Below are 15,334 nucleotides of genomic sequence, written 5' to 3'. Positions count from 1 at the left end.
TCCTCACCGCCTATTTCTTCATTCTGTGCTCGATCATTTTCTGGTAAATGGCCGCAAATCCATACACTGCCGGCATAAACCGCAAGCGAATCAGCATAAGGAGAAGCTTCTTCTTCGAATCGAATGCCGACATGTCCACCGCGGGAATTTTCCCCCTGAATTCCGGACAGGCGCATATGCTGCGGATATTTTTATATTTTTCTATTGAAGGATTTTGGTTTCGGCTCTTGCATTCATTTAAAATACTGATGCAGCCGTGGTTGACGATAAAGACGTGCAGCGCCTCCTTTAAAGCCGGAAGCTCTCCGTGCTTTGTCAGGCAGTCAAGGTTCGCTTCATAAAGAGCGAGCCCGTCTTCAAACAGCCCCGCCTGATACTTTTGGACGATGGACGACAGGTGGACCCTGTAATGATAAAGCGGCTTAGTCACGAACGCCGCCGTATTCGCATATAGAAGGCATCTGAAGCTGAAGTATTGATCTTCGATGTTTTCCAGCTCGTCGCGCAGCGGGAAAACGAGCTTATGCTGCTCAATCAGGCTCCGCCTGTAGAGCTTGTTCCAGGAAAAGCCGCTTACTTGACCCTTTAATAAAGCTTTTATGAATGCCTCTTTCGGCTTTCCTTCATAGTTTTTCCCGATGTCCGGGCAGACCGTTTTTCCGGTATCCTGAATTTCGACGGCATAATCACAGATGACAAGGTCGGCATCCTCATCCTTTGCTTTTTCATACATAGATTGGCAATAGTCCGGCTCAATCCAGTCGTCGGAGTCGATGAATGCCAAGAACTCGCCTGACGCCGCTTCGATCCCTTTATTGCGGACAGCGCCGAGGCCCTGATTCTCCTGCCGAATCGTTTTGATGCGTCCGTCCTTTCGGGCGTAATGATCAATGATCTTCTGGCTTCCGTCTGTTGAACCGTCATTAACGATAATGATTTCGATATTTTTTAAGGTCTGGCTGATCAGCGATTGCAAACAATTCGGCAAAAAAGCTTCTGTATTATAAACAGCGACCAGTAGACTAACTGCTGGATTTTCCAATGTGATGACTCCTTTGTCGAAATTTTCACAAGATATTCCGCTATTCAACGTTCAAAAATCGTTCTGTAAGGCAATACCGACGAGTCGAACGGCATGAGCATAAAGCTGTATAAGAAGTAACAGATCAAAATCAAAACATACAGAAGCGCGTTCGATTTCGGTTCGAAAATCCGTACAAAATAAGGAACGAGAATCAGCTGATAGAGCCCGAAATAAATGTTGAACCTCGCAAAAATGACATCCTTTGTCGCCAAAATTCCGAACAGGAAACCGATCAGACAAAGGTTGACGATATAATCGACTTCGGGCCAGCGTTTTCTGAGCTGCTCCCTGAAGCAGAATGCAAGTACGAGCGGGAGAAGAAGAACGATGATTTTAATGGCGTTCATGCCGTTCGTATTTTTCATCAGCCATTCTTCGTAATGTCCGTATTGACTGTTTTCAAGCACGACAAGGAATACGGACAAAAATTTTTGATACAGAAAAGTTCCCGCCAAAAATAAGAGCATGAGGCACCAGAGGACAGGCGACCACGCTTTTCTTCTGACGATGAAATAGACAGGAATCATGATCAAAGCCGAAGAATGAAAAAGCAAACAGATCAGCACGACGATCATATAGCGCACCAGCTTCCCATCGATCAGATACCGGACCGCCCAAAACAGAATGGCCGCCGCCATGTATTGGCGAATACCGTTAAACGAAGCGTAATAGTGAAACATGCCGATAAAGAGAAACATGCTCAACTCAAACGGCCTTCCATACACATATAGCGTCTTGACGATATAGATATAGGTAATCGCGGCAACGACGGCAAACATGAGCGCCGGATCGGCTGAAATCTGGTTTAATATCCATAAGAGTGCGGTAAATCCGGGATCTGTCGACGACTTATCTGTTCCGAAACCGAAGATCTCCCAAATGTTGTTGTATTTTCCGGCTAATTCGTAAAGCAGCATATAGGTGTGGTAATCCGTTCCGACCTTGTATCTTAAGCCGGCAACGATAATCAAAGACGCGAGCGGAACGACGGTGAGGATCGCATTCGGACGGTAGCCCGTCGGCAGCCTGTGATCTTCCCTGCCGTACATTTTCGCAAACCATGACCAGATGAAAACAATCCCCATATTCAACATGTAAACAGACATACACTCACTGTCCTTCTGCCGCGGAGATTGAATAGATGTCCATCAGTCTCGCCAAATTTGCTTTTGCATCATAGCCTCTCTCTGCCAGGCTTCTCTCAATCTCCGGCCATGCAGGCTTTTTCGCCTGAGCGGCACGGCTGATATCCTCAGCCCACCGTTCAAAGCCGGCATTTAAGCTGAGACGGGTCAGCAGGCCGAGTCCCAAATCGGTTTCCTCTGTAATATGGTCTGATACAATACAAGGAAGCCCTGATGCCTGCGCTTCGACGAGTACGAGAGGGAGCCCTTCAAACAAAGACGGCATGGCAAATACATCAAACGTCTGCATGAGAGCCGGGATATCTTCGACGACGCCGAGAAACAGAATGTCGTCTTTTACACCGAGAGCGGCGGCTTTTTCTTCCATCTGTCTGCGCAGCGGACCATCACCTGCGAACACCGCTTGAAAAGGCGTGCCCGATTTCTTGAAATGAGCGGCAAGCCCGAGCAGAAACGCGTGGTTTTTCTGTTCAAAAAAACGGCCGACATGTCCGATAACCAATGCGTCTTCCTTGATGCCGAAGCTCTTTTTTGCATCCGTCTTTGAAACGCCGTTCGCTTCTTTGAAGCGGTCAAGTTCAATCCCGTTTTGCAAAAGATGGACCGCGTTTTCGCCCATCTTTTTTCCGCCGAATAAAAAACGCCCGGCATCTTTGCCGCAAGCGCACAGAGCCGTAGCACTGGAGAAAATCAAACGGCGGAATGCGAGGAGCTGCCATGTATCCCAAAACCGGGGGTTAGGCTTCCAGGCCGTGTTGTGGGAATGACAGACCCTCACCGGAACGCCGGCGAGCTTGGCCGCCAATGCGGCAAACCCCGTCTGAAAATCCGTATGGGCGTGCACGGCGGCATACGGCCCTTTCTCAACCAAAATCCTTCTGATGTTTTTGATGTAGGCGAGAGGCCCCGACCGCCCGATGCTTGGTACATAAAACACCCGGCCGCCGCGCGTGATGATCTCCGGATCATAATCGCACGTTTCTTCCCGGTGGGAAATAAAATCAAATTGAATATGCCGCCTGTCTGTATGGCGGTATATATTCATAATCATCGTCTCCGCTCCGCCGCGGTTCATTCCGCTTACGATGTGAAGCACCCGTTCTGGTCTCACGCTTCCGTCATTCATGTTTTACGACCCCTCCGCCTTCATTCATCAATCTTCTTTTATGGTATTTGTTCATGATAAAAGGAGGCATGAGCCCCCTGATGATGGGTTTCATCATATAAATGTAGTCTGAGAGCGGCAGCTTCAGCCGTCTGCAGGCGGCAAAGACGATAAACGCATTGTCAATCGAGTAGCTGAACTTTCTCCTTTTAAACGCCGATTCGTCTTCCCTTACTTTGTATAAAGCTTCCTGAAGGTTATAGCCCGTGTAGCCCGCTTCAAAAAAACGGAGCCACAAATCGATATCTTCCATCCTTCTTGTTCTCCGGCCGACCCGATAGCCGTCCAGCGCCTCGTACACTTCCGCTCTCATCATGATCGTCGCATGGCAAAACGGCGTTCCTTTCGCCATGATTCTCGGCCCGGGAGAGGGAGGAAGCATTCTGACGCCTCTGATCCCGTTTTCGTCGAAGGCCATCATTCCGCTGCCGACGACATGATAATGAGATTGTGATTCAAGAAACGCGACCTGTTTTTCAAAACGCCTTGGCAAAGAGATGTCATCTCCGTCCTGGCGCGCGATATATTTCCCGCCGGCGTACCGGAGACAGTGGTTTAGCGAAGCAGCCAGCCGCTGATTCTTCTCGTTTTTAATCAGCTTGATCTTATCTGCGTAATGATCGGCATACCGCCTGGCAACAGCATATGTCCCATCTGTTGATGCATCGTCGCATATAATCAGTTCCCAATTTTTATAGGTTTGATTTAAAATCGACTCGATGCTCTCTGCGATCGTGTCCTCACAATTGTAGACTCCCATAATGACAGAAACTTTCGGCTTTTGACCCCCTGTCATCCTTTCAGCCTCCTTTCAACTGTTTCATGATCCATAAAGGAAGAGTAAATGCCCGCCATTTCTTTGACGGTGCGCTGCTGGGAAAAAGCGGCGGCCGTTCGTCTCCCCGCGTCCCCCATCTTTTTTCGCAAAGAAGGCAGACGGTACAGCTGCAAAATTCGGTCGCTGAACGTTCCGGCGTCTCCCTGCGGAATCAAAAATCCGTTCACGCCCTCTTGAATAACTTCCCGGTGTCCGCGGTTGTCCGCTGCAACGGCGGGCTTTCCTGCCGCCATTCCTTCCAGGAGGTTCATGCCGAGCCCTTCCCTGATGCTTGAAGCGACAGACACATCGGCAAGCTGAATCCATTCGTGGATGTTTTTTTGAAAACCTGCAAACGTGACGGTCGAAGAAACGCCTTTTTGTTCAGCGAGACTTCGGTATTTTTCTTCCATCTGCCCTTTTCCTGCAAACACGAGCTTTAAGTTTGGGGCTCTATCTTTTAAAGCAGCCGCCGTTTCGATGAGCAGCGCCTGGTTTTTATTCGCGTTCAGTTCCGCGGGATATATGAGAATAAAGTCGTCTTCTTTGAAACCGTATGTTTTCCTGAGCAGCATTTTCTCTGTTTCGCTGACAGGATGAAAGCGCTCGGTATCGACGCCGATGCCATGAATTTTTTCTGTTCGCAACGCCTTGCGCAAGCATTTTGCAAGGACGAAATCTTCTTCATTGATCGTGATTAGGCAATCGGTCAAAGCGGACAGCCCTTTTTCAATCGGATAGTATAGCAGCCAATTCTTTAAAGGTGCACCTTGGCAAAAGTGAAAACCGTGAGCGGTATAGATCACTTTCGTTCCCTCTTTTCTCTGTTTCCGGGCCGCAAGCCTTGCCAGCACGCCTCCCATCGGCGTATGGCAATGAATGATGCTGTACCGGTTTTCGTCAATGATGCGCGCCAGCTCCCGATAGGCTGCGATATTGCTTGCATTCAGAGGAGAACGCCTGATGTCGATATCAAATTTTTTGTCTGTATAAGGCAGTGCCATATCTCCTTTTGCGGCGATATGAACGTTCCACCCCTGCTCTTTAAACCATTTTAAATATGGGAGGTGGAAGGCCTTGAAATGGTAATCCACAGTAGCGCAAAACAAAACCGTTCTTGTCATGTTCTTCCCCCTAGTGCGCTGTCACCAGCTTTTTCTCATGCTGGCCGATCGCTTGGAACAAGCGTTCTCTCAGCTCGCGGTCTGACAAATACATAAATTCCTCCATGAATGTCTTCAGCACCGTTAGCTCGACGTCGACCGCCTTGCCGATATGAATCTTCGGAAAAACCTGCTCTGCCAGCACTTCATTTTGATTCAGCAGCTCTTCGTACATTTTTTCTCCCGGGCGGATGCCTGTAAATTCAATTTTGATCTGGTCTGTCGTATAGCCGGAGAGCTGGATGAGATTTTTGGCGAGATCGACGATTTTGACCGGTTCGCCCATATCGAGCACGAAAATCTGTCTTCCTTTGGCAAGCGCCCCCGCCTGAATAACCAGCCTTGAAGCTTCCGGAATCGTCATAAAGTACCTCGTCATGTCCTGGTGTGTGACAGTGACCGGACCGCCTCTAGCGATTTGTTTTTTGAAAATCGGAATGACGCTTCCCCTGCTGCCGAGAACATTTCCGAAGCGGACGGCGACAAATTTGGTTTTGCTCGTTTTGCCGAGATTCATGATCAGCATTTCTGCGAACCGCTTCGTCGCCCCCATGATATTGGCAGGGTTGACCGCTTTGTCTGACGAGATCAGGACAAAAGTTTCCACTCCGGTTTCGTCGGCGGCTTCAGCGACGTTTTTCGTACCGAGAATATTGTTTTTGACAGCTTCTTTCGGGCATTTTTCCATCAGCGGCACATGCTTGTGTGCAGCTGCATGATAAATGACATTCGGTTTGTAGCGTTCCATCAGCAAAAACATTTTCTCTCTGTCCTGTATGTCGGCGATTTCCGGATAATAGGCGACATGCTTTCCGAACTTCTCCTGCAGTTCCAGCAGAATCGAATGAATGCTGTTTTCTCCGTGCCCGACTAAAACAATCGATTTCGGTTTAAATTTGCTGATTTGACGGCAGATTTCCGAGCCGATTGAACCTCCGGCTCCCGTCACAAGAACGACGCGGTCCTTGACCGTATTGGAGATTTCGCTTGTATCAAGCTGGACAGGCTCCCTTCCGAGCAAATCTTCCGCTTTGACATCGCGAAGCTGGCCGACAGGATGTCTGCCGAGCAAAATTTCGTCTATTTTCGGCATGATTTGCGTTTTGATCCCCGTTTGCGCACACGCCTTGTACATGTCCTGCATCTGAGTGACGCTTAAAGATGGAATGGCGATGATGATCCGGTCAATATTCCACTGCCGGACCGCCTGCATGATCTGCTCTTTTCCGCCTAAAACGGGCAAACCCATGATTTCAAGCCGGTATTTCGTTTTGTCATCATCGATAAATGCGACAGGCTTAATGTTCAATTCCGGCTTTTGCACAAGCTGTTTTGCGATCAAACTGCCGGCAGAGCCGGCTCCGATAATCAGCGCTTTTAAGGATCCTTTGCTTTCTTTGTTCACCTGTTCCCTGATGATGCGCCACATCATCCGCGACCCGCCGATCAAGATCAGCTGGAACAGCCAGCTTAAACATAAAAGGCGAACCGGAACGTTTTGAAAGAAAAACAGTTCGAGGACCGCCGTCACAAGATGGGACAAGGTAATCGATTTAAGCAGCACATATAATTCACCGATGCTTGCGTACTCCCACACTTTTTTGTAAAGGTGGAAGCAATGGGCGAATAAATGCTGAGCCCCAAGCAGTATCAGTGAAGTCATCAGCAGCATTTCCGAAGGGTATAAATCATATGATGGCGAAATCAGCTGATATCCGATAAAGATGGACAGCAAAACCAAGTACGAATCGAGTGCGGTAATAATGGAAAGCCTTCTCCGATATGTCAATTTCCTACCTCCTAATGTATCTTTCTAGCTGATAGGATCTTTTAGGGCAAAATCCCATGAGCTAAAAAGATACGGGCGATTTTCAAATTTAAACCGAGCACGTCAATTAAATAAAAATGGGCATTTAACCCGTCCTCACGCTCCGCCATCGACGACTTGCGTCTAAGGCAGACGGGTAGTCTGCCCACGGTAGAGCCGAGTGCCTCCATCGGTAAAGGCAAGGAGACATCACCTAAAGCGGCGCAGCCGCTTCAAAAGATTACATGGTTGCGTAATTATACTGACGCGCCTTCTTCACTTTCCGCCCGTTCAACACGGCGCCGAGCAGTTCGCTTTTTGAAGAATTCAGCGCGTCCCGCGACTTGATCGCGTTATCAAGCTTTGTTTTTCCGCTGAGGATGACAAGGATGCTTCCATCCACTTGGTTCGCCAATATTTGCGCGTCTGCGACCGGCAATAGCGGCGGTGAATCAAGGATGACTAAATCGTACTGGTTGTACGCTTCAGCAAGCAGATCCTCCATCGCCTGCGACGACAACAACTCGGACGGATTCGGAGGAATCGGACCGCTTGTCAGCACATGGAGATTTTCCGCCGGGCTTTGCTGCACGACATTTTCCAGCGTCGTTTTTTTCATCAATACATTTGTGACGCCAGAATGATTATCGAGCTCAAAAATTTTGTGAATCGTCGGCTTTCTTAAATCCGCGTCGATCAGAAGGACCTTTTTTTCCTGTTGCGAAAATACGACCGCCAAGTTTGAAGCCGAGAATGATTTGCCCTCTCCCGGGAGGCCCGATGTGATGAGCAATGATTTAAACGGCTTCTCAAAGGATGAGAACTCAATGTTCGTCCTGATCGTCCGATATTGTTCGACGATCGGCGCATTCGGCTGATGCAATGCGACAAGCGCCGATTGATATTTGCGAGAGCGTTTTTTTCTAATAGCCAAGCGGCTCACTCCTTCCTGCTTTCACACGGATATTCATATCGGGGTCTCCGCGAAACAGACTTTTTGTATGCTTCATTTGCTCAATACTTCCCAAATAAATAAATCCCGCTTCCTTTTCGACTTGAGACGGCCTTGCAACCGTATCATCGATAAAATCCAAAAAGAACGCCAAAGCGATTCCGGTCATTATTGCGGCGCCGAATGCCAGCAAAATATTCATTTTGTAATTCGGTCTGACAGGAGTCGGCGAATCGACGATGTCGGCTTTTGAAAGGACGGTTATCCGATCGGTGTTCATGATTTGCTTAATCTCTTTTTTGAGCACCGCTGTTAGCGTGTTCGCTATATCGGCTGCCCGTTTCTGATTTTCGTCTTGAACTGTAATGTTAATAATCTCTGATTCGCTTTCACTGCTCGTTGCGATTTTTTCACCCAACCGGCCGGCAGAGTAAGGTAAATCAAGCTCTCTCTTGACTTGCTCCAAAATCACCGGGTTCTTCAGAAGCGCTTGGAATGTCCGCGTGTATTGCAGATTGATTTGAATATCGCTGTACGTGGCGCTCCCTTTTTTCTCTCCTACTTGATGCACCAAAATCTGCGTCGATGCCTGATAGACAGGTGTCAGCACATAGAACTGAATGATTCCGGTCGTCAATGTTACACCTATTGTCAAAACGAGAATAAGAACCGTTCTTTTTCGCAAGATTGCAATCAGTTCTCTAAAATCAATATTTTCTTTCATGCTTGACTGCCTCCTCAGGAATGCCGTTTGTTAATGATTGGATTATAAAAGAAAAAATTTGAATTGAAAAATGCTGAATTTAGCTATATAGTTCTTTTTAGAGAACAAATCCGTTCGTTTTCTTTTATTTTCTGTCGATATCTTAAATTTTTGAATTTTATAAAGAACAAATTATTTCTTATAATGAACAGGAAAGCGTTTTTATATGAATGGCAAGGGGAAGAGGAGGAATCAGTATGATCGGAAGAGTCATCCGAATGTACAGAAAAAGAAAAGGCTACTCCATTAACCAGCTTGCTGATATAGCAGGCGTATCAAAATCATATTTAAGCAAAATCGAACGCGGCGTTCACAGAAATCCGTCAGTCGAATTCCTAAAAAAAATCTCCCGTGCGCTGAAAGTGGAATTAAAGGAATTGTTTGATACCGAAGTGATCCTTTATCGCCGGACCGAGCATGAAGACGAGTGGAGAACCCACCTTGTACAGGCCGTGCAGGCGGGGATGAACCAGGAAGAACTGTTTCAATTCACACACCGTCTCAAACAGAAAAAGAAAGAACGGACGCTTTATCGAAACAGGGAGCTGACCCAAGCCAATATCGACGAATGGAGAGCCCTTATGTTGGAGGCCAAAGAAATGGGATTAACCGTCAAAGAAGTAGAAGCGTTTTTGATGAGAACAAAAAACCATTAATTCATCCTGCATTCATATTTAATTTTTAGAAGATAACGGGAGCTTTTGACTTGAACCATTCATCCGGATATAAATCCACATTTCCATTTCAACTTGCCTAAAATTCGGAATAATCGCATTAATAGATATCGCCCGATCATGAAGATCCATGTCTATAGCTCCGTTTTCACCTGTTTGCCTTATTTTTTCATGGCAGTCTTTAAGAGACTTTTTACTTATGTTTATATATAAATGAAGAAACTCGGATTTTGACCTTTCGCATCTTCCTCCAAGGCATGCAAATTCTGTGTCTTGCGGCTTATATCAAGACCTTTGTCACGGCCCGATTCCTTGAATAGGGATGAAGCGTTTTTGTTGAATCCAAGCTGGCTGTTCGTTAAGATGAATAAAATGGAAGAAGGAGATGGAATCATGAAAGTATTGGTACTCGCATTTCATCCGAATATGGAGCAGTCAGTTGTGAACAGAGCATTTGCAGACACATTGAAAGATGCACCCGGCATTACATTCCGCGACCTTTATCAGGAATATCCTGACGAGGCCATTGATGTGGAAAAAGAACAAAAACTTTGTGAAGAACACGATCGGATCGTCTTCCAGTTTCCGCTTTATTGGTACAGCTCGCCGCCACTTTTAAAAAAATGGCTGGACCACGTTTTTCTCTACGGCTGGGCATACGGAACAAACGGCACAGCGCTTCACGGCAAAGAATTCATGGTCGCTGTATCGGCGGGCGCTCCCGAAGAAGCCTATCAGGCCGGCGGGTCAAATCACTATACGATCAGCGAACTGTTACGCCCTTTTCAGGCGACAAGCAACTTCATCGGTACTACATACCTTCCGCCGTACGTCTTCTATCAAGCGGGCACTGCCGGAAAAAGCGAGCTTGCTGAAGGTGCGACACAATACAGGGAGCATGTGCTGAAGTCATTTTAAATGAGAAAAGCCCGGCTTATGAGCCGGGCTTGCAGATTGTTGACAAAATCCCAAAACGACTTTTTGTTTTGGGATTTTGTCATCCTTTCAGCGTGATTGAAAACCCTTGCAGTCTAGGAAGGCCGAGCATCGGAGCGGAGCGAATGTTGGAATTCGTGAGCACCGACGCGCAGGCCTGACAACGAATGCGAGGGTTTGTCGACACGCTGAAAGCCCGGCTTATGGGCCGGGCTTGTTCCTTATACTTGAATCTGTTTCACTTTTCCCAATAGGAATAAATAATTTAAAATGGCAATGACGATCAAGGCAGCTGAAAAAAGGAGCGCCGGCACGAAAGAACCCGTTGCGCCAACGATGAAGCCGGTAATGATGGGCCCGACCACTCCGCCCATATTAGAGACTGTATTTTGAATACCGGCAACCATCGACGTCATATTTTTCGGAGCCACATCCCCCGGAAGCGCCCAGACTTGGGACGCGGCGACAGTCGTTCCCGATTTCGCTACACAAAGAAGGATGACAGCCAGGATAGCAGAATCTGCAAAAGCGGCAAAACCGATGCACGAAGCCATGGCAAGCCCGATAATTAAAAACAGTTTCCGGACGGCTGTCAGCGACAGTTTTCCCTTTGCATATATCCGGTCGGACATCCACCCGGCTCCGACTTCAACGACCATTGCAGTCAAAAGCGGCAGAGACGCCATAATCCCCATCTCGATTAAATCCATGCCCCTTTCTTTGACAAGGTATGTCGGCAGCCATGTGATAAAGAAGTAAGAATTATAATTGATCATGAAAAATCCGACGCACATCGCCCATATGTTTCGATATTTGAATAGCTGATACCACTTCAGCGGCTGGCCGCCGCCCGTTTCTTCCATGTGAGCCTGCCCTTCCCGAATATGAGCCAGTTCCGCCTCATTAACGCGCTTATGATCTGCGGGATTCTCCTTAAAGAAAATCATCCAGACAATTCCCCACACGACACCGACAAGTCCGATCAAAAGAAACGTCAGTTTCCAGTCAAAGACCGCTATCATCCAGGCAATCAAAGGCATGGCAACAGCTCCGCCAAACTTTGACCCGCTGTCAAAAATTCCGGCTACTGTCGCCCTTTCTTTTTTCGGAAACCATTTGGCGGCGATCCCCGCATTGCTCGGATATGCAGCAGCCTCTCCGACTCCCAGTGCGACCCGCAGCCCGAGCAGGGATTTGAAGCCTGTCGCAAGACCCGTCAGCGCCGTAGCAACAGACCACCAGACGACCGCAAAACCGAGCGTTTTTTTCTGGCCATACTTGTCGGCCGCCCAGCCTGAAGGCAGCTGCAGCAAAGCGTACGACCAGAAGAAACCGGACATGATGATTCCCATTTGGCCGGCTGTCAAGTTGAATTCCTCGGTAATATAAGGAGCGGCAGCCGAGAGCACTGTCCGGTCAATATAATTGATGGCAATCGCAGCCCACATCATAAACGCGACAACCCAGCGTACATTTGACTTTTTTTGAATCGGGTGATTCAACATGTTATCCACCTCATCCCATTTGTAGAAAACGCTTTCAAATCATGATGCAGGGCATGAATGAAAACACATTCACAACCCGTTGACGACAAACTCCGGTTTTTGTTTGTCGATCAGTACACTAGCGATGTTTTTGACGCATATCATCCCAAGGTTCTGTACGGCATCTCGGGTGTACCCCGCGATATGCGGCATGGCGATAAAACGGTCCAGCTCAAAGAGAGGGTGCTGCTTCAGCGGTTCGGTTTGATACACGTCAAGCGCAGCCCCTACGATGCTCCCGTTCGCCAAGGCATCATATAACGCACACTCAGACACGATGCCTCCCCTTGAAGCATTGATCAGATAAGCCGTTTCTTTCATAGCGGCTAATTCTTTTTCACCGATCATGTTTTCCGTTTCGGCTGTGAGCGGCATATGAAGGGTGATAAAGTCGCTTTCTTTCAAGAGGTGATCAAGCTCCGTAAATTGGATGTGATGATCGGCTGCGAATGCACGATCGGGAAACACATCATAGGCTAAAACAGTCATATTGAAGCCTTGCGCCCGTTTGGCGACTTCTTTTCCGATCATGCCAAGTCCGACGATGCCGAGTGTTTTGCCGTAAACGTCAGATCCAAAAATCCTCGGCCATTTTCCCAGCTTTGTCTCCCTGTCGGCTGCAGGAATCTGTCTTGCAGCCGATAGCATGAGGCCGAATACAAAATCGGCGACTGCATGCTTGTTGGCGTTGGGAGCATTCGTCACCCAGACATTGCGCTCTTTCGCAGCGTGCAGATCAATATTGTCGACACCGACGCCATGTTTGCAGACAATTTTTAAAGAAGGGAGACGATCCAGGACATACGGCGTAATCTGGTTAAACGCCACGATCGCGGCATCCGCTCCGCCTGCTGCTTCTATGAACTGCTCCTCGGTTATATCTGCAGGAAGGCGTTCCAGCGATATGCCTTTTTTCTTCAAAAACAAGACGGGATTGTCTGAGTATTTCGCAAATGACGGTGATGTACATACGACTTTCATAAGATGCACCAACCTTCTTTCATTTTTCTACGATTTGGGCGCCAGCTCAGCGGCTGACCGCAAAGCAGCGAGCATGCTTCTTTCATCGGCTTTGTTCTGCCCCGCAATGTCAAATGCGGTTCCGTGGTCGACAGAGGTGCGTATGATCCCGCCGTTTAATCCGACCGTAATGTTGACGCCCTCTTCCAACCCGAGGACTTTGACCGGTATATGCCCCTGGTCGTGGTAGCAGGCTACGACCAGGTCAACATCTCCTCTGACAGCTTTGTAAAACAGCGTGTCTGCGGGGTATGGGCCGCCGGCATCAATTCCCTCAGCTGCCGCCTGCTCAATCCCCGGAAGCAATTGCCGTTCTTCCTCGCCGCTTCCAAACAGGCCGTTTTCCCCTGCATGGGGGTTGATTCCGCAAACAGCAATTTTCGGCTGTTCGAATCCGGCTCTTGTCAATGTATCATGTGCGAGACGGATGACTTTATAGGTCCGCTCCGGCGTAATCGACTGAATCGCCTCGATCAGCCCTTGATGCGTTGTCAGGTGAATCACCTTCAGCTTTGGCGAAGCCAGCATCATGCTGTAGTCTGTCGTATTCGTTAAATGAGCGAGAATTTCCGTATGCCCCGGGTATCGGTGTCCGCCTTTATGCAGCGCCTCCTTATTTAAAGGCGCTGTGCAAATCGCTTGAATACAGCCTTTTTTAGCGAGCTCAACCGCTTTTTTCACGAAATGGAAAGCGGCGTTTCCAGCTTCAGCCGATACCTTTCCGACAGGCAGGTTTTCAGGCAGCAGATCGATATCGAGGCAATCGATCTTTCCATGTACAAAACCGCCCTCGTCCGGATGCCCGACCTTGTTAATGACAACCTCTGATCCGATTTGGAAGGCGGCTTTTTTCAGCATTTTCATATCGCCGATGACGAGCGGCCTGCACATGTCATACACTTCGCGGGACTTGAGGGCTTTTACGATAATTTCCGGACCGACGCCTGCCGCGTCGCCCATTGTAATGCCGATAACCGGTTTCTTCATTGTTTATCCTCCTTGTAGCTTGATTGCCGCACTTGCCATCACCGAACGCGAGCCAAAATTTCCGGCCTTTGTCACAATGTACAATTCTTCACCGGCTGCTCCCAGCGGAATGCCGGGCTCTACTTCGTCCAGCAATCGTATCTCATGAATCCGAAGCTGATGCAGCACTTGGTATGCCGTGTCACCTCCGGTTAAAAACAGACGTCTCACATGAAAGGCTTGAATCAGCTCGCCCGCCAATTCGCCTAGTGCACCGGACACCGCATTGCTCGTTTGAACCGGGGTGAGTCCGCGGCTTTCACCAATCTTCTGTGTCTCTGCCGCATTGTCCGAGGTGCAGAGGACGATGTGTTTCGAACGGCGGCGGACGTCCGCCGCCCTCTCCTTCAGCCGTTCGAACTCGTTTCTTTTCTCAGCTCCGCCGCACAGCACGCGCTCTGATCTCATTTCAATTTTTTCAGCCGCACGTCCGGCGAATAGTTCGTGAAGCTGTTCCCTCCCCTTCCGACTCATGCTTCCGACGACAAACATGATCGGCTGGTCGGAAAACGGAACGGTTTGACCGAGCTCCCTTTCTTTCAGATTGAACGCTTTGGGCAGGCAGCTCATCAAGCCTGCCGAACCGGCCAAAATGATAGAATACGGCAAACTCTCCAGAATAAACGCCAGACCCTGCAGATCGGATTCGTGAACCGAATCGGCCGTCACATATGAAATCCCCTCCGCCCGAAAGCGTTCCAGCTTGTTGCGAACATGCCCGTGTCCGCGGCGGATGTCTTCATATGATAAATGCCCGCTCTTATTTCGAGTCTGCTTTTCTATTAATCTTTGAATATTCGACTCGGCTACAGGCGTTTTCGGATCGTTTGCCGCTTCGGTTTCTTCAAGCTTTACGCCGTTCACATAATGGACGCCGCCGATAACCTGACGTCCGTTTTGAGGGTAGCCGGGAGCGATCAGCACAAAATCCGGCTGAAACACTTCGTGCATCGCTTGAAGCTCGGCTCCAATATTTCCCCTCATCGTGCTGTCGATTTTTTTGTAGACGATATCAAACGATTGCCGGGAGATGTGTTCACTGATGTTTTTCACAGTCGCCTTCGCCTCTGCGGCTGACAGCGATCTGCTGTCCGTATTGAAAATAACGACGCCTTCCGTTTCCCGTCTGGTGAATTCGGCGTCGAGTTTGACGGAAACATCCATCCCGTAATGAACAAGCTGACCGCCGCAGTCGTTCGCTCCCGTCAAATCATCCGCGATGATTGCAATTTTCAAAT

The 15,334-nt window shown here is 48.5% G+C and carries 14 protein-coding genes; 2 read left to right on the top strand and 12 right to left on the bottom strand.

Features of this window, described 5'->3' with window-relative positions:
• Positions 1 to 10: 10 nt before the first annotated feature.
• The 8 genes from LQ247_RS03435 to LQ247_RS03400 all read right to left on the bottom strand — a co-directional run bounded on the left by LQ247_RS03435 (position 11) and on the right by LQ247_RS03400 (position 8,857).
• Complete coding sequence (locus tag LQ247_RS03435; protein WP_020453025.1) at positions 11 to 1,042, bottom strand: glycosyltransferase family 2 protein; 1,032 nt, start codon at positions 1,040 to 1,042, stop codon at positions 11 to 13.
• 44 nt (positions 1,043 to 1,086) lie between these two features.
• Positions 1,087 to 2,190, bottom strand: a complete 1,104-nt coding sequence (locus LQ247_RS03430; protein WP_231005572.1) for an EpsG family protein — start codon at positions 2,188 to 2,190, stop codon at positions 1,087 to 1,089.
• A gap of 4 nt (positions 2,191 to 2,194) precedes the next feature.
• Positions 2,195 to 3,355 carry a glycosyltransferase family 1 protein gene (locus tag LQ247_RS03425; protein ID WP_101561443.1) on the bottom strand — a complete coding sequence of 387 codons (1,161 nt, stop codon included), beginning with the start codon at positions 3,353 to 3,355 and terminating at the stop codon, positions 2,195 to 2,197.
• Positions 3,348 to 4,190, bottom strand: a complete 843-nt coding sequence (locus tag LQ247_RS03420) for a glycosyltransferase family 2 protein (protein ID WP_020453028.1) — start codon at positions 4,188 to 4,190, stop codon at positions 3,348 to 3,350. The genes LQ247_RS03425 and LQ247_RS03420 overlap by 8 nt, the downstream gene beginning before the upstream one ends.
• Positions 4,187 to 5,335 carry a glycosyltransferase family 4 protein gene (locus LQ247_RS03415; RefSeq protein WP_039073034.1) on the bottom strand — a complete coding sequence of 383 codons (1,149 nt, stop codon included), beginning with the start codon at positions 5,333 to 5,335 and terminating at the stop codon, positions 4,187 to 4,189. The genes LQ247_RS03420 and LQ247_RS03415 overlap by 4 nt, the downstream gene beginning before the upstream one ends.
• A 10-nt stretch (positions 5,336 to 5,345) precedes the next feature.
• The gene (locus LQ247_RS03410; RefSeq protein WP_025810731.1) at positions 5,346 to 7,163 is read right to left on the bottom strand and encodes a polysaccharide biosynthesis protein; all 1,818 of its coding nucleotides are present in this window, start codon (positions 7,161 to 7,163) and stop codon (positions 5,346 to 5,348) included.
• A 259-nt stretch (positions 7,164 to 7,422) separates the two neighbouring features.
• A complete protein-coding gene (locus LQ247_RS03405) occupies positions 7,423 to 8,115 on the bottom strand; it encodes a CpsD/CapB family tyrosine-protein kinase (RefSeq protein WP_020453031.1) in 693 nt (230 codons plus the stop codon).
• The gene (locus tag LQ247_RS03400; RefSeq protein WP_025810730.1) at positions 8,105 to 8,857 is read right to left on the bottom strand and encodes a YveK family protein; all 753 of its coding nucleotides are present in this window, start codon (positions 8,855 to 8,857) and stop codon (positions 8,105 to 8,107) included. The genes LQ247_RS03405 and LQ247_RS03400 overlap by 11 nt, the downstream gene beginning before the upstream one ends.
• A 236-nt stretch (positions 8,858 to 9,093) precedes the next feature.
• Between LQ247_RS03400 and slrR the strand changes: the two genes are divergently transcribed.
• Entirely contained in the window at positions 9,094 to 9,552 is a 459-nt protein-coding gene (gene slrR, locus LQ247_RS03395; protein ID WP_023856335.1) for an HTH-type transcriptional regulator SlrR, read from the top strand.
• Between the two features lie 411 nt (positions 9,553 to 9,963).
• Positions 9,964 to 10,488 carry an NAD(P)H-dependent oxidoreductase gene (locus LQ247_RS03390; RefSeq protein ID WP_023856337.1) on the top strand — a complete coding sequence of 175 codons (525 nt, stop codon included), beginning with the start codon at positions 9,964 to 9,966 and terminating at the stop codon, positions 10,486 to 10,488.
• A 239-nt stretch (positions 10,489 to 10,727) separates the two neighbouring features.
• Here the strand turns inward: LQ247_RS03390 and LQ247_RS03385 are convergent, their stop codons facing one another.
• The 4 genes from LQ247_RS03385 to LQ247_RS03370 form a co-directional block, all read right to left on the bottom strand.
• Positions 10,728 to 12,011, bottom strand: a complete 1,284-nt coding sequence (locus LQ247_RS03385; RefSeq protein ID WP_144497813.1) for an MFS transporter — start codon at positions 12,009 to 12,011, stop codon at positions 10,728 to 10,730.
• Between the two features lie 69 nt (positions 12,012 to 12,080).
• Entirely contained in the window at positions 12,081 to 13,031 is a 951-nt protein-coding gene (locus LQ247_RS03380; RefSeq protein WP_231005571.1) for a phosphoglycerate dehydrogenase, read from the bottom strand.
• Between the two features lie 27 nt (positions 13,032 to 13,058).
• Complete coding sequence (gene pdxA / locus LQ247_RS03375) at positions 13,059 to 14,057, bottom strand: 4-hydroxythreonine-4-phosphate dehydrogenase PdxA (protein ID WP_144497814.1); 999 nt, start codon at positions 14,055 to 14,057, stop codon at positions 13,059 to 13,061.
• A 3-nt stretch (positions 14,058 to 14,060) separates the two neighbouring features.
• Positions 14,061 to 15,332, bottom strand: coding sequence for a four-carbon acid sugar kinase family protein (locus tag LQ247_RS03370; RefSeq protein ID WP_144497815.1), 1,272 nt, complete (start codon positions 15,330 to 15,332; stop codon positions 14,061 to 14,063).
• Between the last annotated feature and the right edge of the window lie 2 nt (positions 15,333 to 15,334).

It is taken from the genome of Bacillus sp. BS3(2021), assembly GCF_021043345.1.
GTDB lineage: Bacteria > Bacillota > Bacilli > Bacillales > Bacillaceae > Bacillus > Bacillus paralicheniformis.
The sequence above is the reverse complement of the archived record's forward strand: the minus strand, read 5'-3'. Positions and strand labels throughout refer to the sequence as shown.